This is a genomic window from Bradyrhizobium sp. CCGUVB4N (assembly GCF_024199945.1).
Taxonomy (GTDB): domain Bacteria; phylum Pseudomonadota; class Alphaproteobacteria; order Rhizobiales; family Xanthobacteraceae; genus Bradyrhizobium.
This window is the reverse complement of record NZ_JANADP010000001.1, coordinates 377,590-403,098: the sequence shown is the minus strand read 5'-3', so window position 1 is coordinate 403,098 and position 25,509 is coordinate 377,590. Positions and strand designations below refer to the sequence as shown.

31 protein-coding genes are annotated in these 25,509 nt (G+C 64.6%); 21 read left to right on the top strand and 10 right to left on the bottom strand.

From position 1 onward, the window contains the following. The first annotated feature begins 10 nt into the window (after nucleotides 1–10). Together NLM31_RS01930 and NLM31_RS01925 are read left to right on the top strand one after the other, a co-directional pair. A complete protein-coding gene (locus NLM31_RS01930; RefSeq protein WP_254191307.1) occupies nucleotides 11–712 on the top strand; it encodes an RluA family pseudouridine synthase in 702 nt (233 codons plus the stop codon). A gap of 228 nt (nucleotides 713–940) precedes the next feature. Then, the gene (locus NLM31_RS01925) at nucleotides 941–2,050 is read left to right on the top strand and encodes a DUF2336 domain-containing protein (protein WP_254191306.1); all 1,110 of its coding nucleotides are present in this window, start codon (nucleotides 941–943) and stop codon (nucleotides 2,048–2,050) included. Here the strand turns inward: NLM31_RS01925 and mtaB are convergent, their stop codons facing one another. Together mtaB and dapF are read right to left on the bottom strand one after the other, a co-directional pair. Further along, complete coding sequence (gene mtaB / locus NLM31_RS01920) at nucleotides 2,051–3,304, bottom strand: tRNA (N(6)-L-threonylcarbamoyladenosine(37)-C(2))-methylthiotransferase MtaB (RefSeq protein WP_254191305.1); 1,254 nt, start codon at nucleotides 3,302–3,304, stop codon at nucleotides 2,051–2,053. Next, nucleotides 3,304–4,179, bottom strand: a complete 876-nt coding sequence (gene dapF / locus NLM31_RS01915) for a diaminopimelate epimerase (RefSeq protein ID WP_254191304.1) — start codon at nucleotides 4,177–4,179, stop codon at nucleotides 3,304–3,306. The genes mtaB and dapF overlap by 1 nt, the downstream gene beginning before the upstream one ends. A 202-nt stretch (nucleotides 4,180–4,381) precedes the next feature. On the opposite strand from dapF, the gene NLM31_RS01910 reads away from it, so the two are divergent. Together NLM31_RS01910 and NLM31_RS01905 are read left to right on the top strand one after the other, a co-directional pair. After that, entirely contained in the window at nucleotides 4,382–5,119 is a 738-nt protein-coding gene (locus NLM31_RS01910) for a GyrI-like domain-containing protein (RefSeq protein ID WP_254191303.1), read from the top strand. A 5-nt stretch (nucleotides 5,120–5,124) separates the two neighbouring features. After that, nucleotides 5,125–5,829 (top strand): SIMPL domain-containing protein, encoded by a 705-nt coding sequence (locus NLM31_RS01905; protein ID WP_254191302.1) that lies wholly within the window; start codon nucleotides 5,125–5,127, stop codon nucleotides 5,827–5,829. 192 nt (nucleotides 5,830–6,021) lie between these two features. Here the strand turns inward: NLM31_RS01905 and NLM31_RS01900 are convergent, their stop codons facing one another. Beyond that, nucleotides 6,022–7,086, bottom strand: a complete 1,065-nt coding sequence (locus NLM31_RS01900) for an MBL fold metallo-hydrolase (RefSeq protein ID WP_254191301.1) — start codon at nucleotides 7,084–7,086, stop codon at nucleotides 6,022–6,024. A 317-nt stretch (nucleotides 7,087–7,403) separates the two neighbouring features. On the opposite strand from NLM31_RS01900, the gene ffh reads away from it, so the two are divergent. The 9 genes from ffh to NLM31_RS01855 all read left to right on the top strand — a co-directional run bounded on the left by ffh (nucleotide 7,404) and on the right by NLM31_RS01855 (nucleotide 14,750). Beyond that, nucleotides 7,404–8,951: a signal recognition particle protein gene (gene ffh / locus NLM31_RS01895; protein WP_254127637.1), complete on the top strand. Its 1,548-nt coding sequence runs from the start codon at nucleotides 7,404–7,406 to the stop codon at nucleotides 8,949–8,951. A gap of 83 nt (nucleotides 8,952–9,034) precedes the next feature. Beyond that, entirely contained in the window at nucleotides 9,035–9,367 is a 333-nt protein-coding gene (rpsP, locus tag NLM31_RS01890; protein ID WP_014438992.1) for a 30S ribosomal protein S16, read from the top strand. Nucleotides 9,368–9,376: 9 nt separating this feature from the next. Next, the gene (rimM, locus tag NLM31_RS01885) at nucleotides 9,377–9,901 is read left to right on the top strand and encodes a ribosome maturation factor RimM (RefSeq protein WP_254191300.1); all 525 of its coding nucleotides are present in this window, start codon (nucleotides 9,377–9,379) and stop codon (nucleotides 9,899–9,901) included. A gap of 118 nt (nucleotides 9,902–10,019) precedes the next feature. Continuing rightward, nucleotides 10,020–10,700, top strand: coding sequence for a hypothetical protein (locus NLM31_RS01880; protein WP_254191299.1), 681 nt, complete (start codon nucleotides 10,020–10,022; stop codon nucleotides 10,698–10,700). A gap of 41 nt (nucleotides 10,701–10,741) precedes the next feature. Further along, nucleotides 10,742–11,425 carry a DUF3108 domain-containing protein gene (locus tag NLM31_RS01875; protein ID WP_254191298.1) on the top strand — a complete coding sequence of 228 codons (684 nt, stop codon included), beginning with the start codon at nucleotides 10,742–10,744 and terminating at the stop codon, nucleotides 11,423–11,425. Nucleotides 11,426–11,473: 48 nt separating this feature from the next. Further along, nucleotides 11,474–12,229, top strand: a complete 756-nt coding sequence (trmD, locus tag NLM31_RS01870; protein ID WP_254191297.1) for a tRNA (guanosine(37)-N1)-methyltransferase TrmD — start codon at nucleotides 11,474–11,476, stop codon at nucleotides 12,227–12,229. 109 nt (nucleotides 12,230–12,338) lie between these two features. Beyond that, nucleotides 12,339–12,719, top strand: a complete 381-nt coding sequence (gene rplS, locus NLM31_RS01865) for a 50S ribosomal protein L19 (protein WP_254127632.1) — start codon at nucleotides 12,339–12,341, stop codon at nucleotides 12,717–12,719. 328 nt (nucleotides 12,720–13,047) lie between these two features. Beyond that, the gene (leuC, locus tag NLM31_RS01860) at nucleotides 13,048–14,454 is read left to right on the top strand and encodes a 3-isopropylmalate dehydratase large subunit (RefSeq protein ID WP_254191296.1); all 1,407 of its coding nucleotides are present in this window, start codon (nucleotides 13,048–13,050) and stop codon (nucleotides 14,452–14,454) included. 92 nt (nucleotides 14,455–14,546) lie between these two features. Continuing rightward, nucleotides 14,547–14,750 (top strand): hypothetical protein, encoded by a 204-nt coding sequence (locus NLM31_RS01855; RefSeq protein WP_254127630.1) that lies wholly within the window; start codon nucleotides 14,547–14,549, stop codon nucleotides 14,748–14,750. A gap of 16 nt (nucleotides 14,751–14,766) precedes the next feature. Here NLM31_RS01855 and NLM31_RS01850 read toward each other — a convergent pair whose 3' ends face one another. Then, nucleotides 14,767–15,060: a LexA family transcriptional regulator gene (locus NLM31_RS01850; RefSeq protein ID WP_254128687.1), complete on the bottom strand. Its 294-nt coding sequence runs from the start codon at nucleotides 15,058–15,060 to the stop codon at nucleotides 14,767–14,769. Between the two features lie 37 nt (nucleotides 15,061–15,097). On the opposite strand from NLM31_RS01850, the gene NLM31_RS01845 reads away from it, so the two are divergent. Then, nucleotides 15,098–16,228, top strand: coding sequence for an IS630 family transposase (locus NLM31_RS01845; protein WP_254191295.1), 1,131 nt, complete (start codon nucleotides 15,098–15,100; stop codon nucleotides 16,226–16,228). A 68-nt stretch (nucleotides 16,229–16,296) separates the two neighbouring features. On the opposite strand, the gene NLM31_RS01840 is transcribed toward NLM31_RS01845, so the two are convergent. After that, nucleotides 16,297–16,863 (bottom strand): hypothetical protein, encoded by a 567-nt coding sequence (locus NLM31_RS01840; RefSeq protein WP_254191294.1) that lies wholly within the window; start codon nucleotides 16,861–16,863, stop codon nucleotides 16,297–16,299. Nucleotides 16,864–17,037: 174 nt separating this feature from the next. Here NLM31_RS01840 and NLM31_RS01835 point away from each other — a divergent pair, with 174 nt between their 5' ends. Then, the gene (locus NLM31_RS01835; protein ID WP_254127628.1) at nucleotides 17,038–17,337 is read left to right on the top strand and encodes a DUF1330 domain-containing protein; all 300 of its coding nucleotides are present in this window, start codon (nucleotides 17,038–17,040) and stop codon (nucleotides 17,335–17,337) included. Nucleotides 17,338–17,341: 4 nt separating this feature from the next. Here NLM31_RS01835 and NLM31_RS01830 read toward each other — a convergent pair whose 3' ends face one another. Together NLM31_RS01830 and NLM31_RS43160 are read right to left on the bottom strand one after the other, a co-directional pair. Beyond that, nucleotides 17,342–17,602 carry a hypothetical protein gene (locus tag NLM31_RS01830; protein ID WP_254191293.1) on the bottom strand — a complete coding sequence of 87 codons (261 nt, stop codon included), beginning with the start codon at nucleotides 17,600–17,602 and terminating at the stop codon, nucleotides 17,342–17,344. A gap of 94 nt (nucleotides 17,603–17,696) precedes the next feature. Continuing rightward, nucleotides 17,697–18,056 carry a hypothetical protein gene (locus tag NLM31_RS43160; RefSeq protein ID WP_309143666.1) on the bottom strand — a complete coding sequence of 120 codons (360 nt, stop codon included), beginning with the start codon at nucleotides 18,054–18,056 and terminating at the stop codon, nucleotides 17,697–17,699. 100 nt (nucleotides 18,057–18,156) lie between these two features. Here NLM31_RS43160 and NLM31_RS01820 point away from each other — a divergent pair, with 100 nt between their 5' ends. Beyond that, nucleotides 18,157–18,390 (top strand): hypothetical protein, encoded by a 234-nt coding sequence (locus NLM31_RS01820; RefSeq protein ID WP_254191292.1) that lies wholly within the window; start codon nucleotides 18,157–18,159, stop codon nucleotides 18,388–18,390. A gap of 7 nt (nucleotides 18,391–18,397) precedes the next feature. Here NLM31_RS01820 and NLM31_RS01815 read toward each other — a convergent pair whose 3' ends face one another. After that, nucleotides 18,398–18,694 (bottom strand): hypothetical protein, encoded by a 297-nt coding sequence (locus NLM31_RS01815; protein ID WP_254196122.1) that lies wholly within the window; start codon nucleotides 18,692–18,694, stop codon nucleotides 18,398–18,400. A gap of 156 nt (nucleotides 18,695–18,850) precedes the next feature. On the opposite strand from NLM31_RS01815, the gene NLM31_RS01810 reads away from it, so the two are divergent. Further along, complete coding sequence (locus NLM31_RS01810) at nucleotides 18,851–19,249, top strand: metallopeptidase family protein (RefSeq protein WP_254191291.1); 399 nt, start codon at nucleotides 18,851–18,853, stop codon at nucleotides 19,247–19,249. Here the strand turns inward: NLM31_RS01810 and NLM31_RS01805 are convergent. After that, nucleotides 19,237–20,055, bottom strand: a complete 819-nt coding sequence (locus NLM31_RS01805; protein ID WP_254191290.1) for a helix-turn-helix transcriptional regulator — start codon at nucleotides 20,053–20,055, stop codon at nucleotides 19,237–19,239. The two genes, NLM31_RS01810 and NLM31_RS01805, sit on opposite strands and share 13 nt — an antisense overlap. Before the next feature lie 98 nt (nucleotides 20,056–20,153). On the opposite strand from NLM31_RS01805, the gene NLM31_RS01800 reads away from it, so the two are divergent. From NLM31_RS01800 to NLM31_RS01785, 4 genes are all read left to right on the top strand, one after another. Continuing rightward, entirely contained in the window at nucleotides 20,154–20,723 is a 570-nt protein-coding gene (locus NLM31_RS01800; RefSeq protein WP_254191289.1) for a pyridoxamine 5'-phosphate oxidase family protein, read from the top strand. 87 nt (nucleotides 20,724–20,810) lie between these two features. After that, entirely contained in the window at nucleotides 20,811–21,416 is a 606-nt protein-coding gene (gene leuD / locus NLM31_RS01795; protein WP_254191288.1) for a 3-isopropylmalate dehydratase small subunit, read from the top strand. A gap of 83 nt (nucleotides 21,417–21,499) precedes the next feature. Next, entirely contained in the window at nucleotides 21,500–22,285 is a 786-nt protein-coding gene (locus NLM31_RS01790) for a hypothetical protein (RefSeq protein ID WP_254191287.1), read from the top strand. Between the two features lie 172 nt (nucleotides 22,286–22,457). Beyond that, a complete protein-coding gene (locus NLM31_RS01785; protein WP_254191286.1) occupies nucleotides 22,458–22,877 on the top strand; it encodes a DUF6455 family protein in 420 nt (139 codons plus the stop codon). A 27-nt stretch (nucleotides 22,878–22,904) separates the two neighbouring features. On the opposite strand, the gene NLM31_RS01780 is transcribed toward NLM31_RS01785, so the two are convergent. Next, entirely contained in the window at nucleotides 22,905–25,319 is a 2,415-nt protein-coding gene (locus NLM31_RS01780) for a TonB-dependent siderophore receptor (protein WP_254191285.1), read from the bottom strand. Nucleotides 25,320–25,509: the final 190 nt, after the last annotated feature.

Here is a 25,509-nt window from a genome sequence, read left to right as displayed (position 1 = left end):
GGTCCTGCAATTGCTCGATGTTCCCGAATTGACCGCCGACGAGATTTTGGCGCGCGTGCTCCACCGCGACGGGCTGATGCTGATCATCGACAAGCCGGCCGGCCTGCCGGTGCATCGCGGTCCCAAGGGCGGCGCCAATCTGGAGGACTCCTTCAACGCGCTCTGTTTCGGCCTGCCACGGCCGCCGGTGCTGGCCCACCGGCTGGACAAGGACACCTCCGGCTGCCTGGTGCTCGGCCGCCATCGCAAGGCGACCGCCTCGCTCGGCCTCCTGTTCAAGCATGGCAAGATCGGCAAGACCTACTGGACCGTGGTCGAGGGTGGCCCTGCCGAGGACGAAGGCACCGTCGACATGCCGCTCGGCCGGCTCAATGCCGAGCGCGGCTGGTGGCAGAAGCCTGATCCGGAGGGGCAGAAGGCCGTCACCAACTGGAAGGTGATGGGCCGGGGCGACGGTTTCACCTGGCTCGCCATGGAACCGGTGACCGGCCGGACCCATCAATTGCGGGTGCATTCGTCGGCGACCGGCTGGCCGATCTTCGGCGATAACATTTACGGCAACGGTCCGCGTTTCGGCGAGCCGAAGCTGCACCTGCATTCCCGCGAGATCGTGGTGCCGATCTCCCGGAACAAGGACCCGGTCCGCGTGGTCGCGCCGGCCCCGCCCCACATGCACGAAAAACTCCGCGCCTGCGGCTGGAACGGGGAATAGCAAATTGCTCAACCCTCATGGTGAGGAGGCGCGTCAGCGCCGGCTCGAACCATGAAGGCCCGCATCTCGCCTGCGGCCATCCTTCGAGACGCCCGCTTTGCGGGCTCCTCAGGATGAGGAGGAGTGCTCGGCTACCAAGCCATGGTTTACGAAACGTTCAGGGCTCGTCTCTAATGATAGTGGTTGCTTAGAACAAGCTTCCCATCCGCTCAGGACGAGCAACGCGTCATGTCCAAGGCCGAGCTATCGATTGTCGACGAGGTCGAATCCGCCATTCGACTGGGCTCCGCGGAAAAGGGCCTCGAAACGGCCCGGCGCGTCACCGACCTGTTCCTGTCCTCCGCCGGAAGTTTTGACGACGAGCAGGTCGCGCTGTTCGACGACGTGCTCGAACGCCTGATCGGCACCATCGAGCTGCGCGCCATCGCCGACATGGGTGCACGCGTCGCGCTCGCCGAGATCAGCGCCCAGCTCGCGCCGGTCGCGCAGGCCCCGCCCTCCGTCATCCGCCGCCTCGCCAACAATGACGAGATCCGCATCGCCGGTCCGGTGCTGCAGGAATCCGCGCGCCTCGACGATGGCGAGCTGGTGAGGATCGCATCATCCAAGGGCGAAACGCATCTGCTCGCGGTTGCCGGCCGCTGGTGGCTGAAGGAGATCGTCACCGACGCGCTGCTGGCGCGCCGTTACCCCAGCGTCAGCCGGCGTCTCGCCGCCAATCCCGGCGCGCGGATGTCCGGCAAGGGATTCGCCGTCGTCGTCGGGCAGGCCGAGAGCGATCCCGAGCTCGCGGTGAGCGTCGGCGTTCGCGTCGACCTGCCGTCGGACCTGCGCCGCCAATTGCTGCGTTCCGCGACGGATACGGTTCGCACCCGGCTGCTGTCGCGGGCGCCGCCCGATCTGTTCGATGAGATCCAGAGTGCGATTGCCGCGGTCACGGTTGGCGTCGAACGCGAGATGTCGGGTGTCCGCGATTTCGAAGGCGCCAAGCGGGCGATTGCCAGTCTCAAGGCATCCGGCCAGCTCAACGAAGCGACGCTGCTCGGCTTTGCAAGACACCGACGCTACGAGGAGGCCGTGGCGGCTCTCGCAGCCTTGTCAGGATCGACCGTCGAGGTGATTCGTCCGCTGATGCAGAGCCTGCGCGAAGACGGGCTGCTGGTACCGTGCAAGGCGGCACAACTGAGCTGGGAAACCACCGCCGCCGTGCTCGAAAGCCGCTTTGCGACAGGCGCCATGAAGCCGGCGGATGTTGCGAGAGCGCAGAGCAATTTTGCCCGGATGTCGCCGGAGAACGCGCGGCGCACGCTGCGGTTCTGGCAGGTGCGGGCGTCGTAGCTATATCGTGAGCCGCTCGCCATCGCAGCCGGCGATCGCCAGCGGCATGACGCTGCCGATGCGCTCGCCCGCAATCGCCACCGGCAGATAATGCTCGGTGCGCCCCTGCTCCTCGCTCTCGATCAGCACGTCGCGCGTCGCGCCGATCTCGGCTTGCAGCCGCTGCCGCAACGCCGCCTCGCCCGCTGCGCGCAGCCGCTTCGCGCGCGCCTTGATCGCACCGCCCGCGACCTGCGGCATCCGTGCGGCCGGCGTGCCGGGACGTGGCGAATAGGGGAAAACGTGCAGGAATGTCAGGCCGCATTCCTCGACCAAATCGAGCGAGCGCGAGAACATCTCCTCGGTCTCGGTCGGAAAGCCCGCGATGATGTCGGCACCGAAAACGATGTCAGGGCGCAGCCGGCGCACCTGATTGCAGAACGCAATCGCATCCTGACGCGAATGCCGCCGCTTCATGCGCTTCAGAATCATGTCGTCGCCGGATTGCAGCGACAGATGCAGATGCGGCATGAGGCGCGCATCGTCGGCGATCGCATCCAACAGATCGGTGTCGGCCTCGATCGAATCGATCGAGGAGATGCGCAGCCGCTTCAGCTCCGGCACATGCCGCAGGATCTGCCTGGTCAGCATGCCGAGCTTTGGTGCGCCCGGCAGATCGGCGCCGTAGCTGGTGAGATCGACGCCGGTCAGCACGATCTCGGCATGACCCCGCTCCACCAGCGTCCGCACCTGATGGACCACCGCGCCCATCGGCACCGAGCGCGAATTGCCGCGGCCGTAGGGGATGATGCAGAAGGTGCAGCGATGGTCGCAGCCGTTCTGCACCTGCACGAACACCCGCGGCAGGCCGCTCGCAAAACCGTCGATCAGATGCGGCGCCATTTCCCTGACAGCCATGATGTCGCTGACCGCGATCTTCTCGCTGGCACCGAGATCGAAGGCATCCCGCGCCGCGCGCCAGGCTGTGCCGCGCATCTTGTCGTCATTGCCGACGACGCGATCGACCTCGGCCATGTCGGCGAACATATCGCTTTGCGTCTGCGCCGCGCAGCCGGTGACGACGATGCGCGCACCGGGCCGTTCGCGTTTCAACTTGCGGATCGACTGCCGCGCCTGCGCCACCGCCTCGTTGGTGACGGCGCAGCTGTTGATGACGATGGTGTCGGAAAGACCGGCGCCCTCCGCTTCGCGGCGGATCACCTCGGCCTCGAAAGCATTGAGGCGGCAGCCGAAAGTGACGACCTCGACAACCATTACCCGGCCGGCGCAAACAGCGCCGGATCGAAATTGCCTTCATATTCGAAGGTCGCGGTGCCCGTCATCAGCACGTGGTCGTCGCGCTCGCGCCATTCGATGCCGAGCTTGCCGCCCGGCAGCGTCATCTCGACCTTGCGTTCGGTGCGCTTCAGGCGTGCCGCCGCAACCGCGGTCGCACAGGCCGCCGAGCCGCAGGCCCGGGTGAGACCCGCACCGCGCTCCCAGGTACGCATCGTGATGTGCTCGCGATCGACGATATGAGCCAGCGTGATGTTGGCGCGTTCGGGGAAGATCGGATGATTTTCCAGGAGCGGACCAAAGCGCTCGAGATCATAGGCGTTGACGTCATCGACCCAGAAGATCGCGTGCGGATTGCCCATGCTGACCACGGACGGCGAATGCAGGATCGGCTTGTCGATCGGCCCGATCTGCAATTCGATGTAGCGGGTGTCGCGAAACTCTTCCGCCAGCGGAATGTCCTGCCAGCCGAACTTCGGCGCGCCCATGTCGACGGTGTAGAGGTCTGACGCCGGGCCCTGCCAGGCATTGAGCAGGCCGGCCGCCGTCTCGAACGTCGCCGTGGCCTGTCCGCTCTTCTCGAAAATGCGGCGAACCACGCAGCGCATGCCGTTGCCGCAGGCACCGGCTTCGGAGCCGTCATTGTTGTAGATGCTGATGAAGGCTTCGGTGCCATCGAGCCGAGGCTTCTGCAGCACCATGAGCTGGTCATAGGGGACGCCACCGTCCGCGGAGGCCACCGCGCGGGCGTCGGCCGGCGTGACCTTCCCTGCGGAATCGCGCATGTCGACAACGACGATCTCGTTGCCGATGCCGTTCATCTTGGCAAATGCGTGGTTGGCCAGCGCGCTCATGAAAATTCCTGAATTTCGCGTGCCTTATATAGCGATCCTTGCCGGCTTGGCCAGTGTTTTGCCGTCGAGACCCAGGGCGCCTGCCATGACGCATCTGTCATGGGACGAATTCGGCGCTTGCGTGTTAGAACGGCGCGGTTCGCGCGAGCCGGGATGTACGGCCGGGTTAAGGCCTTGGTGGGCAAGGTCTGGGGAGAATAAAATGAATGGTTTTCGTCGTCTCGCTCTGGCCGCGCTGATCCCGGCAGCAGCATTATCGTTTGGTCTGTCCGGCGCTCACGCACAGACCCCAAGCCCGGCACCCGCCGCGTCGGCCAGTCCCTCGCCGGCACCATCCGCCACGCCCTCCCCGGCCGCAAGTGCCACGCCGGCCCCCGCCGCAACCCCCGCGCCGGCCCCATCGCCGGCGGCCAGCGCCTCGCCGAGCCCGGCAACCCCGCCGCCCGCCGCGGCCGCCACCCCCGCCCCGGTGCAGACCGCCGATCCCTTTGGCCTGGAGACCACGCTCGAGGCCAAGAAGGTCGTGATGGTCAAGGGCACTGCCAATTGGGACTCGGCCTTCGACACCCTGGTCGACGCCTTCAAGGCGCTGAACGCGCTGCTCGACAAGCAGGGCATCAAGCACGCCGGCAATTCGATGATCGTCTACACCTCGACCGACGACACCGGTTTCACCTTCCTTGCCGAGATCCCGATCGAGCAGGATCCCAAGAACCTGACCAAGGACATGAGTATCGGCAAATCGCCGGAGGGCAAGGCGCTGAAATTCGTCCATCGCGGCTCCTACGACAACATGGACAACACCTATGAGGCGATCACTAATCACCTCGACGACAAGAAGCTGGAAGCCAAGGACACGTTCATCGAGGAGTACCTCACCGATCCCCTGAAGACGGCCGAGGACAAGCTCGTGATCAATGTGTTCGTACCGCTGAAGTGAGACCGATGAAAAAGCCCGCTGCCCTCGCCGCCCTTCTCGCCGCCACGCTGCTGGCCGCGCCCGCACGCGCCGACGATTTTCCGTCTGCCATCACCGTCAGTGGCGAGGCCACCGTCTCCGTCGCGCCCGACCTCGCGCAGATCGATGCCGGCGTCGCCAACGATGCCAAGTCGGCGAAGGAAGCGTCCGACGCCAACAACGCCGCGATGGGCAAGGTGCTGCTGGCGCTGAAAGGCGCGGGGATCGACGAGAAGGATTATCAGACCTCGCGGCTGTCGCTGCAGCCGCAATACGGCCAGAACAAATCGACAGGCGCCTCGCCGGTCGTCGGCTTCCGCGCCTCGAACCGCGTCACCGTGAAAATTCGCGACGTGACCAAGGTCGCCGGCATTATCGACACGCTGGTCAGCGCCGGCGCCAATGACATCGGCAACATCTCGTTCGAGGTGACGCAAGCCTCAAAGCTGCTCGATGACGCGCGCGAACGGGCCGTGGCCGATGCCCGCCGCAAGGCCGAGATCTACGCCAGGGCCACCGGCGTCACCCTGGGCGCGCCGCTCAGCGTCTCCGAAGGCGGCGCTCCGATGCCGCTGTTCAAGGGCCGCATGGCCGCAGCCCCGATGGCCGCGCCCGCGGCCGTCGCGCCGGGTGAGGAAACGCTGTCGGTGACGGTGAATGTGAGCTGGGCGATCAAGCCGAAAGAGCAGTAGGCCGTAAAGGGCACGCTGCGCACAACAGCAACGGTGTCGTCCCGGCGAAGGCCGGGACCCATACGCCGCAGCTGTTGTTGTTGCGCAAGACGATCATTGCCTATCTTCGCCAAACCGCTGCTGCGGCGTATGGGTCCCGGATCTGCGCTTCGCTTGTCCGGGACGACAGCGGAGAATGAAGCTCAATCTCTGCTAAATCTCCACCACCTGCCCCGGCTTCATCGCGACGAAGCGCTCCTGCGGAATCTTTGCGGCGTCGAGCGCTTCCACCAGCGCCTTGGCCGGCGCATCGATCGCCTCGTCGGTCAGCTGGAACGTGCCGTGATGATGCCCGAGCGCCTGTTGCGCACCGCAATCATCCATCGCTTTCACGGCGTCTTCCGGATTCATGTGTTGGTCGCGCATGAACCAGCGCGGCTCGTAGGCGCCGATGGGCAGGATCGCCAGGCGCAGCGGCCCGTGCTTCTCGGCGACGCGGCGGAAGTGTCCGCCATCGCCATAGCCGGAATCGCAGACCACGTAGATCTTCCCCGCCGGCGTCTCCAGCACGAAGCTCGCCCACAGCGACTTGTTGCGGTCGAACATGCCGCGTGCCGTCCAGTGCCGGGTCGGCACCAGCGTTACGGCGATGCCGCCGCCGAGCTCGACGCGGTCGTGCCAGTCGCGCGCCTCGGCCTTGATGGCGGAGTCGGCGCTCCGCATCGTCACGTCATTGCCGAGCGGGGTGACGACGCGCGGCGCGAAATTCTTCGCGAGCCGCGACAGTGTCGTGATGTCCAGATGATCGTAGTGCCCGTGCGAGACCAGCACGACGTCGATCTTCGGCAGCTTCTCGAAAGCGATGCCGGGATCGTTGTGCCGTTTCGGCCCGGCCCACCCCACCGGCGAGACCCGCGAGGACCAGACGGGATCGACGAGAATGTTGAGGCCACCGGTCTGGATCAGCCAGCTCGCGTGGCCGACGAAGGAGAGCCGCACCTTGTCGCCGTCGACGCCCGCCGGCGGAGTGTCGGCATGAGAATTAGGCACCCAATCCGGCCAGGTCTCGCGCTTCCGCCGCCCGCCGAACTGCCAGCGGAACACCTCGCCGAGCGATCTCGGCGGCGCGCCGTTCGGATCGAAGAAGTGCAGACCGTCGAAATGATCGGAGACAGGGCCGTCATAGTTTTTCATGCGGGAGATCCAAAAGGACGGGATTCCGACCAGCGCGGCCCCGCCTGCGAGCAGTCCGAAGATGCGGCGGCGGGTGATCTGCACGGGTCGGGCTTCAGGGATGGTCGGGGCGGTAAGGCATCTCCGCCTATATGGGCGGGGCGGCAGGAAAAGGAACCCGCCCCCAAAACGATCACGTTTTCAGTATCTTGCCCTGCCAACCGGCCTCCAGCCCCCTAACTTTCCTTGACTTTCGGGCGTCAGCGGCGTTTAACCCGCCCACTTTCTCGGAAAGGCTTTCTTTTCGACCCGCCGCCTGGCCCCGGAGGCCAGAGGTCAACGCCCGACAGCGCTGTGCGCCCTCGGGCGTAAAGGTGTTTGGAAGATCGCCTTTCCGGCGGGCATGACAAGGGACAATTGCATTGTTCGACAATCTGTCGGAACGGCTTGGTGGCATTCTCGATCGTCTGACGGGGCGCGGTGCGCTGACCGAAAAGGACGTCGACGCCGCGATGCGCGAGGTGCGCCGCGCGCTGCTCGAGGCCGACGTCGCGCTCGAGGTCGTTCGCAGCTTCACCGAACGCGTCCGCGAGCAGGCGATCGGCGCCACCGTCGTCAAGTCGGTGACCCCCGGCCAGATGGTGGTCAAGATCGTCCATGACGAGCTGATCAACACGCTCGGCGCCGAAAGCCAGACCATCGACGTCAACTCCGTGCCGCCGGTGCCGATCATGATGGTCGGCCTGCAAGGCTCCGGTAAGACGACCACCACCGCAAAGCTCGCCCGCCGCCTGGTCCAGCGCGACAAGCGCAAGGTGCTGATGGCCTCGCTCGACGTCTATCGCCCGGCGGCGATGGAGCAGCTCGCCGTGCTCGGCCGCGACCTCGACATTCCGACGCTGCCGATCGTCGCGGGCCAGCAGCCGCCGCAGATCGCAAAGCGCGCACTCGAGGCCGGCAAGCTCGGCGGTTACGACATCGTGCTGCTCGACACCGCCGGCCGCACCACGCTCGACGAAGAGATGATGGCGGAAGCGGCCGCGATCAAAGCGGCTGCCAATCCGCATGAAGTGCTGCTGGTCGCGGATAGCCTCACCGGCCAGGACGCCGTGAATCTCGCGCGGTCGTTCGATCAGCGCGTCGGCCTCACCGGCATCGTGCTGACACGTGTCGACGGCGACGGCCGTGGCGGCGCTGCGCTGTCGATGCGCGCGGTCACCGGCAAGCCGATCAAGCTGATCGGCACCGGTGAAAAGACCGATGCGCTGGAAGATTTCCATCCCGATCGTATCGCCGGCCGCATCCTCGGCATGGGCGACGTCGTTTCGCTGGTCGAACGCGCCGCCGCCAATATCGACGCGGAGAAGGCGGCGCGCACCGCCGAGCGCATGCGCAAGGGTCAGTTCGACCTCAACGACATGCGCGAGCAGCTGCTGCAGATGGCGAACATGGGCGGCATCAGCGGCCTGATGGGCATGATGCCCGGCATCGCCAAGATGAAGAACCAGATCGCGGCCGCCGGCATCGACGACAAGATTTTGAAGCGCCAGGTCGCGGTGATCGATTCCATGACGCGCGACGAGCGCCGTCATCCCGACCTGCTCAAGGCCAGCCGCAAGAAGCGTATCGCTGCAGGAAGCGGCCAGAGCGTCGAGCAGGTCAACAAGCTGCTGAAGATGCACCGGAACATGGCCGACGTGATGAAGGCCATGGGCTCGGGCAAGCGCGGCCCGCTCGCCGGCATCGCGCAGGCGATGGGCTTCGGCGGCGGCATGAAGATGCCGTCTCCGGACGAGATGAAGGCGCTGCAGGAGAAGATGCAGAGTGGCGGCGGACAGGGTCTGCCCAGCCTGCCGAAGGATTTGCCGGCCGGTCTTCGCACCGGTCTGCCGAACGTTCCTGGACTGACCGGGCTGAGCGGCAAGCCGACGCTGCCGGGCCTCGGCGGTTTTCCAGGCAAGAAGAAATGAGGAATTCGTCGCGAAGGACGCAGGTCTCGCGCGGCGCGAAAATACCAATCAACCGAACATAACGTACTTTGAAGGAGAACTGAATGTCCGTCGTTATCCGCCTCGCCCGTGCAGGCACCAAGAAGCGTCCCGTCTATCACGTCGTCGTCGCCGACTCGCGTTTTCCCCGCGATGGCCGCTTCATCGAGCGTCTCGGCTATTTCAACCCGCTGCTGCCGAAGGACAACGAGACCCGCCTGAAGCTCGACATGGACAAGGTGAAGGCCTGGCTCGCCAAGGGCGCGCAGCCGTCGGACCGCGTGTCCCGCTTCCTCGATGCCGCCGGCGTCAAGAAGCGCGAAGCGCGCAACAACCCCGAGAAGGCCGTGCCGCGCAAGGAGCGCAAGGCGCAGGCCGAAGCCGCAGCGAAGGGCTAAGGCTCATCCATGTCGGCGCTGATCTGCGTCGCGCGGATCGGCGCCGCGCATGGCGTGCGCGGCGCGGTCAAATTGTGGACCTTCACCGAAGATCCCTTTGCCGTGAAGCGCTACGGTCCGCTGCTCTCCAAGGACGGCAAGCGCCAGTTCGAACTGGCGCAGGTCCGCGAAGCCAAGGACCATCTGGTCGCGACCTTCAAGGGCGTCACGACCCGCGATGAGGCCGAGCGCCTCAACGGAATCGAACTCCACGTCGCGCGCGAAAAACTGCCCGTGACCGACGAGGACGAATATTACCACGCCGATCTGATCGGGCTCGCCGCCGTCACCACGGCAGGCGATGGGCTCGGCCGCGTGCTCGCGATCCATAATTTCGGTGCCGGCGACATCATCGAGATCGCGCCCCTCAAGGGCCCGACGATGCTGCTGCCGTTCACCAACGCAGTGGTGCCCGAGGTCGATCTCGCCGGCGGCCGCGTCGTGATCGAGCTGCCCGAGGTGATCGAGGGCGACGATCCGAAATCGTCGTCATGACGGCACTGTAACGGCACGCTGACCATTCTCCGCAGCAGGGGCTTGCGTTTGGCATCCGGCTGGTTCACGCTTGGGTTGCACCTTCCAACCCAGCGATTCCCGACATCCGGAGATAATCATGCTGCGCCGCTGTCTTCTGGCAACGATTGGCCTGCTCGCGTTTGCGGGGGCCGCAACAGCCCAGACTGCCGCCCAGCCACCCGCGCCAACGGCCCAGGCCACGTCATCGCAAGAGACGATGGAAGAGCCGGAAATCGGCGATCACTGGACCTATGAGGTGCGCGACGAGATCACGGGTGATCTCAAATCGACCATCACGCACACCATCACGGACATCTCGCCGACGGAGATCGGCATCAGGCTTGCTGTTCTCGGCAAATCCGACCTCGGTTTTCAGAGCTACGATCGCGCCTGGGACATGATCACCAACGGCATCTGGCGATCGACGCCCAATGACGGCATGGGCATCCGCGCTCCACTCGCGGTCGGCAAGAGCTGGCCGGTGAAGGCCACCGACTTCAACAGCTCCAACGGCATCAGCCTGAAGCGGACGGGCACGGCGAAGGTGACGGCTCAGGAGAGCCTCACCACCCGCGCCGGAACGTTCGAGACCTACAAGATCGAGATCGCGATCGAGTCTCGCAATGCCAACGATACCACCAAGAAATATCTGTCCGAGCAGCAGATCTGGTACGCGCCGTCGATCAATCACTGGGTGAAGCGCGCCAATGTCAGCCGTTCCGACGGCCGCGTCCGCGACCGCAGCATGGCCGAGCTGGTCGAGTACGGGCGCCGCTAGTCGATCAGGCTGCGAACAGAGACATGGTGGGGGACGTTACGATGCTTCGCAAATCGATGATGGCGATGACTTGCCTGCTTGTTGCAAGCACATCAGCCTCGGCCGCTGACGATGCGCCCGCAACCCCGTCGGCGCCTGCCGCGGCAAAGCCGGTGACGGCCATGGAGGAGCCGCTCCAGGGCGACTTCTGGACCTTTGAGTTGCGCGATGAGATCAGTGGAAAGATCACTGCAGTCCGCACGCACCTCGTCACCGAGGTCTCGCCGAGCGAGATCAGCATCCGCGTCACGACCCAAGGCAAGGAAACCGAGGGCATGATCGTCTTCGATCGATCGTGGAACGTGAAGACATCGGGCGAATGGAAATATCAGCCCGGCGACGGCAGCGGCATCCATACGCCGCTGAAGGTTGGCGACAGCTGGAGCTTCTCCGCCGACGACGTCAACAACGCCAAAGGCTACATCTGGAAGCGCTCGGGCCGTTCGAAGGTGGTCGGTCAGGAGACCGTCACGACCAAGGCCGGCACGTTCGAGACCTACAAGATCGAAGCGACGTATCTGCGACGGCCGACCAACGACCCGACGCGCAAGAACGACATCACCACCGTGGTCTGGTACGCACCAGCCATCGACCACTGGGTGAAGCGTTCCCTTGCCTCGCGGGCCAACGGCCATTTGCTGCTCAACAACACCTTCGAGCTCGTCGAATACGGCCGCAAGAACTGAGGCCTGCGGGGCCTCGACCTGCCGGCCGCAATGCCCTAACCAGCGGCGATGACCAATCCCTCCCCTTGGCGCGCGACGGTGCTGACACTGTTTCCGGAAATGTTTCCGGGGCCGCTTGGCGTGAGCCTGGCCGGCCGGGCGCTGGCCTCCGGCCTCTGGGAGATCGAGGCGCGGGACATCCGGGCTTCCGCCACGGACCACCACCGCAGCGTCGACGACACCCCCGCCGGCGGCGGCCCGGGCATGGTGCTGCGGGCGGACGTTCTGGCCGCCGCCATCGACGCCGTGGGGATCAGCCCGGACCGGCCAAAGCTGCTGATGAGCCCCCGGGGTCAGCCATTGACCCAGGCCCGCGTCGCCGAACTTGCCCAGGGCCCCGGCCCCTTGATCGTCTGCGGGCGGTTCGAGGGGATCGACCAGCGGGTGATCGACGCCCGCGCCCTCGAGGAGGTCTCGATCGGCGATTACGTGCTCTCGGGAGGCGAAATCGCAGCATTGGCCCTGATCGACGCCTGCGTCCGGCTGCTGCCGGGGGTGATGGGCAAGGAAGCCTCGGGAACCGAAGAGAGTTTTTCCGATGGCCTGCTCGAATACCCCCAATACACCCGCCCGCAGCTGTTCGAGGGGGTTCCGATCCCTGAGATCCTGACCTCGGGCGACCACGCCAAGGTCGCCGCCTGGCGGCGGGCGCAATCGGAGGCCCTGACAGAGGCCCGGCGGCCGGATTTATGGGCCCAAATCCCGCCGAAAGCCCCGAATCGGCCGAGGCGCCAAAAAACGCCAAAAAACAAGACAGACGGGTGACAAACGCTCCGGCTTGCCTTATAGGAGCGCCCACATCCGCAATGGCTGGATAAACGAATTTCGCGCAGCCCCCGTTTCCAAGGCTGGGCGCGCCGATGGAGATTTACCCATGAACCTGATCCAACAGCTTGAAAAAGAGCAATTCGACAAGCTCTCCGCCACCAAGGAAATTCCGGAATTCGGTCCCGGCGACACCGTGATCGTCAACGTGAAGGTCGTCGAAGGCGACCGCACGCGCGTGCAGGCCTATGAAGGCGTTTGCATCGGCCGTTCCGGCGCTGGCCTCAACGAGAGCTTCACCGTTCGCAAGATCTCTTACGGTGAAGGCGTGGAGCGCGTGTTCCCGGTGATGTCGCCGATGATCGACTCGATCAAGGTGGTGCGCCGCGGCAAGGTGCGTCGCGCCAAGCTCTATTACCTCCGCAACCTTCGCGGCAAGTCGGCCCGCATCGTCGAGAAGCAGGACCGCCAGACCGCGGTCGGCGAGTAAGCCCCGCCACCAGGCAAGTTTTCGAGAGCGCGGGGCAAAACCCCGCGCTTTTTTGTTGCGTCAGCCGTGCGTGTCAAAGCTCTCGCGCTTCCAACTCGGCCTGCTATATATTCTTGGAATGTTTCCAGATCTGACCAGCTTCGTAGCTCCTCAGCGCATCGTCATCGACGATCGCTCGCGGCTGCCTGGCCGGTTCTTCGGACGCTTCGCGACCTCGGCAACGTCAGAGCTTAGTCCCGCAGCTTAAAGGCTGCGCTGAAGACTGCCCTGTTGCCCCGCGCGTGACCGCGCATATCCGCTGATACAACATTGTTCGGAGCTGAAGCTCATGTCCAAGCCGACCACATTGTACGACAAGATCTGGAACGACCATCTGGTGCACGAAGCCGATGACGGCACCTGCCTGCTCTACATCGACCGTCACCTGGTGCACGAGGTGACCTCGCCGCAGGCGTTCGAAGGCCTGCGCGCCACCGGCCGCAAGGTCCGTGCGCCCGAGAAGACGCTCGCCGTCGTCGACCACAACGTGCCGACCACCGATCGCACCAAGCCGAATCCCGATCCGGAGAGCATCGAGCAGATCAAGGCGCTGGCCGACAATGCCAAGGAATTCGGCATCGAATATTACAACGAGTTCGACAAGCGCCAGGGCGTCGTCCACGTCATCGGGCCCGAGCAGGGCTTTACCCTGCCCGGCACCACCATCGTCTGCGGTGACAGCCACACCTCGACGCATGGCGCGTTCGGCGCGCTCGCGCACGGCATCGGCACTAGCGAGGTCGAGCACGTGCTGGCCACGCAGACGCTGATCCAGAAGAAGGCGAAGAACATGCGCGTCACCGTTGACGGCAAATTGCCGGACGGCGTGACGGGCAAGGACATCATCCTGGCCATCATCGGCGAGATCGGCACCGCCGGCGGCACCGGCTATGTGCTGGAATACGCCGGCGACGCGATCAGCGCGCTGTCGATGGAAGGCCGCATGACGGTCTGCAACATGTCGATCGAAGGTGGCGCCCGCGCCGGCCTCGTCGCGCCCGACCAGAAAGCCTATGACTTCCTGCGCGGCCGCCCGAAGTCACCGAAGGGCGCGGACTGGGATGCGGCGATGCGCTACTGGGAGAAGCTGCGTTCCGATGAGGGCGCACATTTCGACAACGAGCTGCGCCTCGACGCCGCAAAGCTGCCGCCGATCGTGACCTGGGGCACTTCGCCTGAGGACGTCATCTCGGTGACCGGCATGGTGCCCGATCCCGACCAGATCGCGGACGAAGCCAAGCGCCTCTCCAAGCATCGCGCGCTGAAATACATGGGCCTGACGGCGGGGACGAAGATCACCGACATCAAGCTCGACCGCATCTTCATCGGCTCCTGCACCAACGGCCGCATCGAGGATCTGCGCGCTGCCGCCAAGATCGCGGAAGGCAAGCATGTCTCGGGTCACGTCAACGCCATGGTCGTGCCGGGCTCCGGTCTCGTGAAGGAGCAGGCCGAAGCTGAAGGTCTGGACAAGATCTTCATCAAGGCCGGCTTCGAATGGCGCGAGCCGGGCTGCTCGATGTGCCTCGCGATGAACCCCGACAAGCTGGCTCCGGAAGAGCGTTGCGCCTCGACCTCGAACCGCAATTTCGAGGGACGCCAGGGCTTCAAGGGCCGCACCCATCTGGTGTCGCCGGCAATGGCGGCGGCAGCTGCGATCGCCGGTCACTTCGTCGACGTCCGGGATTGGCGCTGAGCCACTCCTTGCAATTGTAGTGATCGCGGCAAACGGCCGTTAATCCGCGTCACCCACATTGTGTCCTCGCGACGGTTTCGCGGGGACACCTCATGGCCAACAAGCCCGAATATGTCGATCTGATCAGCGATGCGACCCGCCAGCACCGGCGGCGCGCAACGCCGCTGCGCATCGTCGCCAAGCCCGAGGTCGAGGAGACATCACGGCTCAGCCATTGGCCACCAGCGATGTTCAAGCGGTGGAAGGTCGAGAATTTGATGCCGTGGAAATCCACGTCGTGGAGGCTGAAGGACTAGTACCTCGTCACACTGATTATGACTGGTTGATTCCGAGCCAGTTCAGGATGGGCAGGTCTTTCGGAGCCACGAGGATTTGGATGCTTCGAGCGACGCCGGGTTGGCGCCGAATGAGACCATTTCGTTCGAGGGTCACGATCATCTGGTGGACCGAAGGCGGGCTGACTTGAAAGTGGCGCTGCATGTCGGTCTCGGCGGGCGGGCGTCGGAACATGTGCGCGTAGGTGTAGATGAAGGCCAGGTACTGGCCCTGCTTTTCGGTGAAGCCTTGAGGGCTGAGGCTGCGAGCGGCGCCTGATTTTCGATTCATTTGTCGATTCGTCCGGTCCTCCGACAAGGAGGTCGCGATGAATGTACGTTATCGGGTCGAATTGAGCCAAGCCGAACGCTGTGAACTCACCGCGATGTTGAGCAAGGGCAAGCGGGCTGCCCGCAAGCTCAAGCGCGCCCAGATATTGCTGGCGGCCGATGCCGGCCGCAGCGATGAAGAGATTGCCCGCGCCGTGGCGGTGGGCGGTTCCACCGTGTACCGGACCAAACGGCGCTTCGTGGAAGGCAATCTGGAGCGGGCGCTGAGCGAGGATCCGCGTCCAGGCGCGGAGCGCAAGCTCACCGGCAAGGAGGAAGCCCTGCTGGTGGCAACGGCTTGCGCAACCCCTCCCGAGGGTCGCGCCCGCTGGACGCTGGAGCTTTTGGCCGACGCCATGGTCAGGCTCACCGACCACGAGAGCCTGTCGGGCGAGACGGTGCGCCGGCGGCTGGCCGAAAACGGCCTCAAGCCGTGGCGCAAGGATATGTGGTGCATTCCAAAGGTCGATGGCGAATATGTCGCCCGCATGGAAGACGTGCTCGACCTATATGCCGAGGCGCCTGATCCCGACCGGCCGGTGGTCTGCTTCGACGAGAGCCCGGTCCAGCTCATCGGCGAGGTTCGCGAGCCGATCCCCGCCGAGCCGGGCCAACTCGAACGTTACGATTGCGAGTATCGCCGCAACGGCACCGTCAATCTCTTCGTCTGCATCGACGTGCATCGGCCATGGCGCAAAGTCAAAGTCACAGAGCGACGGGCGGCAGAAGATTACGCCCAGTGCATGCGCGAACTCGTCGATGTTCATTATCCCGACGCCGGGTGCATCCGCGTCGTGCAGGACAATCTGTCGACCCACTCCGTAGGCTCCCTCTATGAGGCATTCGCGCCTGACGAAGCCCGGCGAATTCTGCGCCGCCTGGAGTTCCACTACACCCCAAAGCACGCCAGTTGGCTCAACATGGTCGAGATCGAGATCGGCGTGCTCCGCGGTCAGTGCCTCGACCGCAGGATCGACGACCCAAACTGGCTCCGCCGCGAAATCGCCGCATGGGAGAAACAACGAAATGCCGCTGGCGCCCGCATCAAATGGATGTTCACGACCGAAAAAGCCCGCGCCAAAATGGGCCGCGCCTATCCCGCAACGTCCAAAGAGTCACAATCACTGTGACGAGCTACTAGCTCCAGGCAGCTCGATGAACAAAGGGCGCCGCTGGGGCGCCCTTTTCATTTCCGCACTCACCAATAGCGGTACGGATAGTGCCAGCGATGCCAGTGGTGCCAGCGGCAGATGCGGCGCGGGCCGTAATAGGTCCAGACGATCCGGCAGCGGCGCGGATAGTGGTAAGTGGGATAGTAGCCGCCGTAGTAGCGGCGGTGGAAATGGCGATAGCCGTAGTGCGGGCGATAATAGCCGCCGCCCCAGTGCCGATGATAGCCGCCATAATGGATACCGCCGTAGCGCATGCCGCCGCCATGGAAGGCGGGCGCGGCGCGGAAGCCACCGCCGTGGAAACCACCACCATGGAAGCCACCGAAATGGCCTCCGCCACCGTGGAAGCCACCGCCGCCGTGAAAACCTCCGCCATGTCCGCCACCGCCATGTCCACCGCCGCCGCCGCCACCGTGGCGGACCTGGATCATCATGTCGCCGCTTGCAGCTTTCGCCAGCGGCAGTGCGGTCGGATTGATCGGCGTCATCGCTTCAGCGCGACGCGCAGTCCCGGCCGACAGCACCAACGTGGCAATGGCCGCAAGCCCGAGCAATCGCAACGCGCTTGTGCGCGGACCCAATATCCTCAGCATGGAATGTCTCCCTGAATGTGGACAGCGTCATTGCGGCGCTGCGTCTCGCGCCATCGCTGTTCAATTGCAGCCGCTCCCGAGATTAAGCTAGGGACAGGGACGTGAATGCGCCATGAATGAACGACGTTCCGCGCAGTGCCAGAACAAGGTGCACGGACAAAAGGAATTCGGGAGATGACCGTCTACGCGATTGCGCAGCTGAAGATGACGGATCGCGCGGCCTATGACCGCTACCAGGCGCGGTTCTTCGACGTGTTCAGGAAGTTCAATGGAAGGCTGCTCGCCGCTGACGAGCAACCGCGCGTGCTCGAAGGCGAATGGCTGCACGACAAGCTTGTCATGATGTCGTTTCCCGACGAGGCTGCATTCCTCGCCTTCTCGAACTCGCCCGACTACCAGGACATCTCGCGCGATCGCAAGGCAGGCGCGCAAGCGACGGTGCTGCTGGTGAAGGGATTTGCGCCTGCGGCCTGAGGTATCACCAAAACGGCCCGTAGCCGATCACGAAGGGTGCGGGCACGCCGTAAGGATAAGGCCGATAATACGCAGGCCGCGCGTAATAGTGCGGATCAGGACGCGGCGTGTAGCGCGCAACATCGTATCGGACGTGTCGTCGCCCATCGAACACCGCGCGCCCCGCCGAGGCATCCGGAAGCTTCGTCACGCGCTGCGCAGCGGAAGCGTGAGGCAGGCCCGCGGCGAGCCCGACAACAACAGCCAATGCGATCCATCTCGTCATGACGACCTCCGCCCGCAGCATGAGGGCAACGCACGGCCGCCTGCAAGTTAAAACAGGCCCGTCATGCGGGCCTGTTCTCAACGCGACCCGCGCATCACCAGCGGCGATGATGATGCCAGCGGTGTCCGCGCCAATGACGCGGGCGCCAGTGATGGCGATGCCAGCGCACCTCGGTCGTCGGCCGGGCTTCATCCTGCACTGATTGCGCGGCGACGGGATTGATCAGCGACACCGCCTGCGCGCGCTCCACCGGCGCGGCGAGGACGAACAGCGCGCCAGCGGCCGCGAGGCCGAGCATTTTCATTGACTGCATTTCGTTGGATCTCCTGACATCGTTGCGGGTGCACGCACGGATCAGGCGTCGCGTCGCAGGCTCGGCGAGCGCCGAACCTGGAACCGCGGGCCTGAATCTGCTATGGATGAAACGCGCCCCGGATTTGAATGCAGAGAACACGGGCTAGGTTCCTCGGCAGCGGCGCAACATTTCACGCGCCACCAAAACCAGCCGTCAGCGACGTACGTATCTTCTGGTCGAGCGAATGCAGGAGATGGTCATGGCAAGTTTCTTGGCAAGTTTCTTGGCAAGTTCCAGCAGACTGCGGATATCTCGCCTCGCGATCACAGCGAGCATGCTGCTCGGCGCGAGTTCGGCGCTGGCCTCGCAAGGGCCCGGCGTCGAGGGCGGCACGGCAAGCCCGCTGACGCAGCTCGTGATGGCGATCCTGGTCTATGGCGCCTCTGCGCTCATCGTCGGCGCCGGGCTGATCGGCGCGCTGCGCGGGCACTGAGCGCGGATCAGCCGCGACGCCAGTAGCAGCTCATATGCGGCACGATCACCGTGCCGCTCGGACGGAATTCCTGCACGTAAACGGCGTTGCACTCGCGGACCGCATCCGGGCCCGGGTTGTATCGCGGATAGACGCCGTCCGGGGTGTAGTAGGGCGTGACGCGCAGGCGGGTCTGGGGCCGCTTGCGCGGCGGCGGGACGTCGTCGGGCGAGACCGCCTGGGCCAGGCGGAGTTCGGTGCCCGCCGTCTGGGCAAGAGGCTGGGCATGGGCACCACCAACGCAAACCAGCGAAAACAACCCCATGCACAGTAGCGTCAGCGCTGTGTTTGCTCGCATTTTATCGCCCACCTGACCCGTCCCCCATCGAGGCCCCAAGCTCCCCGTTTTGGCGGCGCCCGTCAACCTCGCGCGCTTATAAAGCCGGATGCATCGGCGGGAAACCCGCGCTATGAGAACCCGATGTGGACGGACCTGAAAGCGCCCTCGCTGGCCGAGATGGAAGTGACGGCGCACGACATTTTCGAGCGCCTGCCGGCGGAATTTCGCGGCCTCTGCGAAGGCGTGATCATCCGCGTCGACGACTTCCCCACCGAGGAGGTCCTGGACGAGATGGAATGCGAGAGCGAGTTCGACCTGCTCGGCCTGTTCCAGGGCGTCGGCCTGCCCCAGCAGAGCTTTGGCGACGTGGCGCGGCTGCCCAACATGGTCTGGCTCTACCGCAGGCCGATCCTCGACTACTGGGCCGAGCACGACGAGACCATCGGCCATATCGTCCGCCACGTCCTGATCCACGAGATCGGCCACCATTTCGGCCTCTCTGACGCCGATATGGAGGCGATCGAGGCTCAGGCGGAGTAGGGCGCGGACGTCTCGAGGCGCGCTGCAGGGAGAAGCATCGTCAGCCGATAGTCGGACCAACCCGCGAGAGACAGCGACACCTGCTGATAGTGCAGCAGCCCCATGGTCGGATGATCGAATGTGCGCTCGCCTCCTTCGCGCGCCAACACTCCCTGTGTTTCCCAGCAGCGTTCGAAGTCGGGGCTTCCCAGTCTCAGCTCCTCGATCAGCCGGCGAATCTCCGGATCGTCGGAGTAGGCCGTCACCGCGGCGCGGAACTCCGCGACGACGCGACGCGCGCGGGCAGTCCAGTCAAGGATCAGGGTTCGCGCCTCTGGCCTGAGGAAGATGTAGCGCAGCAGATTTTTCTCGCCGTCCGCGTCGAGCCATCCTGCAAACAGCAGCGACGCCTTCGCATTCCAGCGACGCGCGCGCCACGTGCGATCGAGGATGTAGGCGGGTCCATCGATCGCATCGACGCAGGCCAGGATCTCCTCGGGCGGATCATCGCTGATGCCGGGACGTTCGGGATCGCGCTTGCCGGCGACTTCGAACAAATAGCTGCGCTCGGCTCGTGACAGGCGCAACCCGCTGGCGAGGCGCGCGAGGGCCGACGCCGAGACGGACACGTCGCGCCCCTGCTCGATCCACGTGTACCAGGTGACGCTCAAGCCGCAGAGCTGGGCGACCTCCTCGCGCCGCAGCCCGGGCGTGCGCCGCCGTGGCCCGGCGGCGAGGCCGAATTCGGCCGGCGACTGGCGCTCCCGAAGCGCCCGCAGGAACGCGCTGAGCGAGAGAGCCGGGGCGGCCGGGTCTTGTCCGATCATGGTGATTTTTATACCAGCATAAAGTAGATCATTAAACCGGTATTAGATAAGTGCTAGCTTTCTGTCCAGACTTCGTCGCCGCCTAAAGGACGCCGGACTTGGGCAAGCAATTCGCGAAGATCGAACCCGAGCACCGGGCTTTCATCGAGCGTCAAAAAATCTTCTTCGTCGCGAGTGCCCCGCCGAAGGGGCGCATCAACGTGTCCCCCAAGGGCCTGTCCTCGTTCCGGGTGCTCGGAGACAGTGACGTCGCCTACCTCGATTGCACCGGCAGCGGCAGCGAGACCCGCGCGCACCTGCTTGCCTCCGACGACAAGCGCCTGACCATCATGTTTTGCGCCTTCGAAGGACCCCCGGTGATCCTGCGGCTCTATGGCCAGGGCCGGTCGCTGATGCGCGGCACGCCGGAGTACGCCGATCTCGCTCCTGAGTTCGAGGACATGACCGGAGCACGCCAGATCGTGCGCCTCTCGGTCGAGCTGGTGCAGACATCGTGCGGCATGGGCGTGCCCCTGTTCGACTACAAGCAGGAGCGCGGCAGCCTGGTGCGCTACTGGACGAAGCAGGGCGTCGACAATCTGCGCAAATACTGGGGCCTGAAGAACATGAAGAGCATCGACGGCCTGCCGACCGGCTTTGTCCCCGAGAGCATGGCCCCGCCACTCTGACAGACCAAGATTGCCGAATCCGGCCTAGGATTTGCGCGCCAACCGGGCTAAACAGCCCTCCCCTGAGTTCCAACCGGGAAGCCCAAGATGGACAAGTTCACCACGCTGGAAGGCGTCGCGGCGCCGCTGAAGATCATCAATGTCGACACCGACATGATCATTCCGAAGCAGTACCTCAAGACCATCAAGCGCACCGGCCTTGGCAAGGGACTGTTCTCCGAGCAGCGCTACAAGGACGACGGCAGCGAGAACCCGGATTTCGTCCTCAACCAGCCCGCCTATCGCACCTCGAAGGTGCTGGTCGCCGGCGACAATTTCGGCTGCGGATCGAGCCGCGAGCACGCGCCCTGGGCGCTGCTCGATTTCGGCATCCGCTGCGTGATCTCGACCTCGTTCGGCGACATCTTCTACAACAACTGCTTCAAGAACGGCATTCTGCCGATCCGCGTGTCGCAGGAAGACCTCGACAAGCTGTTCGACGACGCCGAGCGCGGCGCCAACGCGACGCTGACGATCGACCTGCCGAACCAGGAGATCCGCGGTCCCGACGGCGGCAAGGTCAAGTTCGAGATCGACCCGTTCCGCAAGCACTGCCTGATCAACGGCCTCGACGACGTCGGTCTCACGATGGAGAAGAAGTCCTCGATCGACACCTATGAGGACAAGCTCAAGCGCGAACGCGCCTGGGCTTGATCTCAAGTCTCATTCGAAGCCCCGGTGCGAGACGCGCGCCGGGGCTTTTTCTTTGCCTTTGATATCCCGTATATCTCTGCCTCATGCTGCCCGAGATCGTCACCTTCTGGCATGGCCCGATGGACGCGCTGCGCCAGACCTGTCTGCGCTCGCAGCTCGCTGCCGGCCACAAGGTCACGGTCTATAGTTTCGACACCATCCCCGGTCTTCCGGCGGGCGTCGACAATGCCGATGCCGAGGCGATCCTGCCGCACGCATTCTCCGAACGTCTGCGGCCACCGCAGCCGGACGGTAGCTGGCGCGACTGGACCACGCTGCAGTTCAGCGATTTCTTCCGCATGAAGCTGATGGCGAAAGGCCTCGGCCTCTGGCTCGATGCCGACGTGCTGTTGCTCAAGCCGGTCGAGATCAATCCCGCAAGACCGTATTTCGCCTGGGAACGGCCGCGCCAGCTCGGCAACTCCGTGATCTACCTGCCGCCGGAGCACGGCATCGTCGCCGCCTTCGAAGAGCTGATGGAGCAGGAGGAGCTGACGCCGAACTGGCTGTCGGCGCGCCATCGCATCACCTTCCTGATGCGGCGCCTGCGCGGCGGCTCGAACCGTCTCTCGGATATTCGCGTCGCGATCTACGGGCCGGCGGCACTGACCGCGCTGGCGCGCCGCACCGGCGAGTTGCAGAACGCGCTGCCGAAGCAGTCGTTCTACGCCGTGCACGCGGAGCCAAAGCTGTTCTTCGATCCTTCGAGCTATCTCGGCCTCGTTACCGATCCCGAGATCATCGGCCTGCACATCTCCCCCAAGGGCCGCGGCGGCGAGAAGCCGATTCACGGCAGCCTGTATGCGTGGGCGACGGAGCGGTTTAGCTGAACGCCAATTCTCCGCTGTCGTCCCGGCGAAGGTGGTTGTTGCGACACTGCCGCACACCTCCGCGACACGAGAGCCGCTTCCTCGATCCCTTCCCAATTTGATCCAGCGCAACGCGCGTCTGCACCATTGTGCCTAGTCTGGCTCCCATCGCACGAGCCCCATGGAGCTTCGCATGAGCACCGCAAGCAGGCCCTATCCCATCGTTCAGGACCTCATCGAATCCTTTGCCGGCTGGCTGAAGCATCGCCGCGAGCTGAACGAGTTGCGGCAGCTCGATCGCTCCGATTTCGACCGCATCGCCAACGATCTCAGGATCGCACCCGACGATCTCGAAGACCTCGTCCGCCACGGCCACCACGCCGCCGACGAGCTGCCGCAGATGCTCGACCGGCTCGGCATCGACAGCGACCGCCTGCAGCGCGCGCAACCGCTGCTGCTGCGCGACATGGAGCGGGTCTGCTCGCTGTGCCATCACAAGGCACGCTGCAATCTGGAGCTCGTCACCGGCACTGCCGCCGAGAACTACCCCGGCTATTGCGGCAACGCGTCGACGCTGGAATCGCTCGATCGCGCCGACATCGCGCCGCACTGAGGCGACGCGACGGGCGCTCATTTCGCGTCAGAAGTCGACCGACATCGACAACCACAGCGTCCGCGGCATGCCGCTGATCACGTAGCCGGTCGGGTTGCCGATCCAGTAGCGGTTGTCGAACAGGTTGGTGACGGACGCGCGGAACGTGGTGGGCCGCCCGGCCAGGCTGGTCGCATAACGCGCACCGATGTCGAAGGTCATCCAGGCCGGCACGCTCTGGATGTTGTCCGAGCTGACATAGGCCCGGCTGGTGTAGATGGCGCGCGCCGTCGTTGTCAGTCCGGGCAGGAAGGGCGCGTCCCACTCGATGCCGAGATTGCTCTGCCAGCCGGGCGCACCGATCGCATGATTCCCGTCATAGAGATGGCCATCGGTCTTGGTGAGGCGCGCGTCGAGATAGGTTACGCCGCCCAGAACCCGAATGCCGGGGCCGACCTCGCCGAAGGTATTGAGCTCGATGCCGCGATTTCGCTGTTCGCCGTCGAGGCTGTAGATTTTTGTGACGGGATCGGTGACGCCGCTGGGCAGGCTGATCTGGAACGCCGCCAGGCTCGCGCCGAATCGCCCGAGATCGAGCTTGGTCCCGACCTCGTACTGCTTCGTCTTGAACGGAGCGAACACCTGGTTGGTGTTGGCCGCACCGGACGGAGGCGTCGGCCCGGGCGTGAGACCTTCGATGTAGCTCGCATAAAACGAGACTTCCTTGATCGGCCGTACCAGCAGTGCCACGGAGGGCGATGTGGCGCTCTGATCGTAGTGGGTCGTTTCCAGCCCGCTGACGCTGTCGTAGTTGTTCGCGATGACCTGCTGCTGCCGGGCCCCGACGATCACCTGGAGCATCCCGTTCATCATCGAGAGGGTGTCGGCGACACCAACGCTGCGAAGTCCGAGAAAAGCCGACTTGCCTTCCGGGAATGAAGAGACCGGCGTGCCTGGGCTCGCCAGGATCGTCGGCGCGTAGATGTTCGTCAGGTAGTTTCCATAGTTGGTCTGGCCGAGCCAATCGGTACGGTTCAAAGCGCTGCCGCTGACGACCACCTCGTGACTGACCGGACCGGTGTCGAAACGGGCCCGCACACCGGCTTCGCCGGACACGCCCTCGGACTTGCCGGTCTGGAAGCGCGACGTTGAAAGTGCGTCACCCGACGCCGTGAGGAGCGTCGCGCCCGGCGCCTCCCGCTTGTCGTAGCCGAACTGATTGCCGCCGATGGCGCCAAACACGGTCACGTTGTTCGACAGATCATATTCGGCGCGCGTCAGGCCCGTCAGGCTCTTTGCGCGGGCATAATCAAATGGCTGGGCGAGATTGATGCGCGGATCTGGCGCATTGGGCACGGCGATGCCCTTGACCGGGGTATAGCCACGCGCCGCAGCCTTCATCCAGTCATCTTGATAGATGACGTCGGCAGACCATCGGAATCGCTCGCCCCGGTAATCGACGCCGAGCGAGCCGACACCATCACGCACCGACTGGCGATCGATCGTGGTGTTTCCACCATCGATCCCGCCATTGAACCGGACGCCCCATTCCTTCTGATCGCCGTAGCGGCGCGCCACGTCGACCTCCGTGCCGAAGCGGGCGTTCGAGATGTAGCCGACGGTCAGGCGCGTCAGATCCTCGTCGGCACGTTTGGTCACCACATTGACGCTGCCGCCGATGCTTCCCTGCGGGGCCATGCCGCTGAGGAACGCCGCCGGGCCCTTGAGCAGTTCAATGCGTTCGATCGGCGCCGGGTTGATGCGATAGGCCGGCACGAGACCGTACAGCCCGTTCAACGCGATCTCGCTGTTTTCGACGCGGAAGCCGCGAATGGTCAGCGCGTCATAGCGATTGCTGCTGCCGATGGCAGCGCGCACCGACGGATCGGAATTGGTGAGAACTTCCGCGACGCTGGTCGCCTGCTGGTCACGGATGGTCTTCTCCGTATAGCTGGTGAGGCTGTACGGCGTTTCCATATAGTCCTTGTTGCCGAGCAGACCGAGCCGGCCGCCGCGCGCGATTTGTCCGCCGACATAGGGCACCGGCAATGCGGCACGCTGCGCACCGACTGTCGCCGGCGCTGCGGCCGCCGGCGCGCTTTCGCCGCGACCGGCCTGACGTCTCGATCGCGCCGGACTAGACGCATGCTGCCTCCGGGCGGGCGCAGCGCGGTGCTCGGGCGCGGACACGGTCACGGGAGGAAGTGGCTGCGCAGTTCCAGCCGACGATGGACGGTCCGATTGCTGGGCGAACGATGCGGTCGTGGTCAGCAGCATCGATACGCACACGAATCCAATCGTGCGCGTGCACTTCAAGTCGTAAATCATAACACCCCGGAGACTTTTCTTATTGATGCCCCGCCTCATCGCGCCGACGAGACACGATGTGCAATAAACAGCGAGACGCGCGTCGCCTAATAGAAGGCATCTAATATTTTGAGAGCGATCCGGCGCGTCGCGCACGAGAGAACGTCATCTATTGATGTTTTGATTCCACGCGGGGACAGGCGCGACACTTGAAATTTCTGCGCGCGTTCGCATGACACGCTTCCGCGCAACGTCGAAACGAAGCCTGCATGGACGAGCTGTCGTGAGACGGATGTGAGTAATTGTCGCAGCCGCCGGACGCCAATCTGGAATCGTTCAAACGCGC

What these genes read in the sequence shown, in the direction of transcription:
- NLM31_RS01925 (WP_254191306.1), top strand. Translation starts at nt 941, where the DNA reads ATGTCCAAGGCCGAGCTATCGATTGTCGACGAGGTCGAATCCGCCATT.
- mtaB (WP_254191305.1), bottom strand. Translation starts at nt 3,304, where the DNA reads ATGGTTGTCGAGGTCGTCACTTTCGGCTGCCGCCTCAATGCTTTCGAG.
- dapF (WP_254191304.1), bottom strand. Translation starts at nt 4,179, where the DNA reads ATGAGCGCGCTGGCCAACCACGCATTTGCCAAGATGAACGGCATCGGC.
- NLM31_RS01910 (WP_254191303.1), top strand. Translation starts at nt 4,382, where the DNA reads ATGAATGGTTTTCGTCGTCTCGCTCTGGCCGCGCTGATCCCGGCAGCA.
- NLM31_RS01905 (WP_254191302.1), top strand. Translation starts at nt 5,125, where the DNA reads ATGAAAAAGCCCGCTGCCCTCGCCGCCCTTCTCGCCGCCACGCTGCTG.
- rpsP (WP_014438992.1), top strand. Translation starts at nt 9,035, where the DNA reads ATGTCCGTCGTTATCCGCCTCGCCCGTGCAGGCACCAAGAAGCGTCCC.
- rimM (WP_254191300.1), top strand. Translation starts at nt 9,377, where the DNA reads ATGTCGGCGCTGATCTGCGTCGCGCGGATCGGCGCCGCGCATGGCGTG.
- NLM31_RS01880 (WP_254191299.1), top strand. Translation starts at nt 10,020, where the DNA reads ATGCTGCGCCGCTGTCTTCTGGCAACGATTGGCCTGCTCGCGTTTGCG.
- NLM31_RS01875 (WP_254191298.1), top strand. Translation starts at nt 10,742, where the DNA reads ATGCTTCGCAAATCGATGATGGCGATGACTTGCCTGCTTGTTGCAAGC.
- trmD (WP_254191297.1), top strand. Translation starts at nt 11,474, where the DNA reads ATGACCAATCCCTCCCCTTGGCGCGCGACGGTGCTGACACTGTTTCCG.
- rplS (WP_254127632.1), top strand. Translation starts at nt 12,339, where the DNA reads ATGAACCTGATCCAACAGCTTGAAAAAGAGCAATTCGACAAGCTCTCC.
- leuC (WP_254191296.1), top strand. Translation starts at nt 13,048, where the DNA reads ATGTCCAAGCCGACCACATTGTACGACAAGATCTGGAACGACCATCTG.
- NLM31_RS01855 (WP_254127630.1), top strand. Translation starts at nt 14,547, where the DNA reads ATGGCCAACAAGCCCGAATATGTCGATCTGATCAGCGATGCGACCCGC.
- NLM31_RS01850 (WP_254128687.1), bottom strand. Translation starts at nt 15,060, where the DNA reads ATGAATCGAAAATCAGGCGCCGCTCGCAGCCTCAGCCCTCAAGGCTTC.
- NLM31_RS01845 (WP_254191295.1), top strand. Translation starts at nt 15,098, where the DNA reads ATGAATGTACGTTATCGGGTCGAATTGAGCCAAGCCGAACGCTGTGAA.
- NLM31_RS01840 (WP_254191294.1), bottom strand. Translation starts at nt 16,863, where the DNA reads ATGCTGAGGATATTGGGTCCGCGCACAAGCGCGTTGCGATTGCTCGGG.
- NLM31_RS01835 (WP_254127628.1), top strand. Translation starts at nt 17,038, where the DNA reads ATGACCGTCTACGCGATTGCGCAGCTGAAGATGACGGATCGCGCGGCC.
- NLM31_RS01830 (WP_254191293.1), bottom strand. Translation starts at nt 17,602, where the DNA reads ATGACGAGATGGATCGCATTGGCTGTTGTTGTCGGGCTCGCCGCGGGC.
- NLM31_RS01820 (WP_254191292.1), top strand. Translation starts at nt 18,157, where the DNA reads ATGGCAAGTTTCTTGGCAAGTTTCTTGGCAAGTTCCAGCAGACTGCGG.
- NLM31_RS01815 (WP_254196122.1), bottom strand. Translation starts at nt 18,694, where the DNA reads ATGGGGTTGTTTTCGCTGGTTTGCGTTGGTGGTGCCCATGCCCAGCCT.
- NLM31_RS01810 (WP_254191291.1), top strand. Translation starts at nt 18,851, where the DNA reads ATGTGGACGGACCTGAAAGCGCCCTCGCTGGCCGAGATGGAAGTGACG.
- NLM31_RS01805 (WP_254191290.1), bottom strand. Translation starts at nt 20,055, where the DNA reads ATGATCGGACAAGACCCGGCCGCCCCGGCTCTCTCGCTCAGCGCGTTC.
- leuD (WP_254191288.1), top strand. Translation starts at nt 20,811, where the DNA reads ATGGACAAGTTCACCACGCTGGAAGGCGTCGCGGCGCCGCTGAAGATC.
- NLM31_RS01790 (WP_254191287.1), top strand. Translation starts at nt 21,500, where the DNA reads ATGCTGCCCGAGATCGTCACCTTCTGGCATGGCCCGATGGACGCGCTG.
- NLM31_RS01785 (WP_254191286.1), top strand. Translation starts at nt 22,458, where the DNA reads ATGAGCACCGCAAGCAGGCCCTATCCCATCGTTCAGGACCTCATCGAA.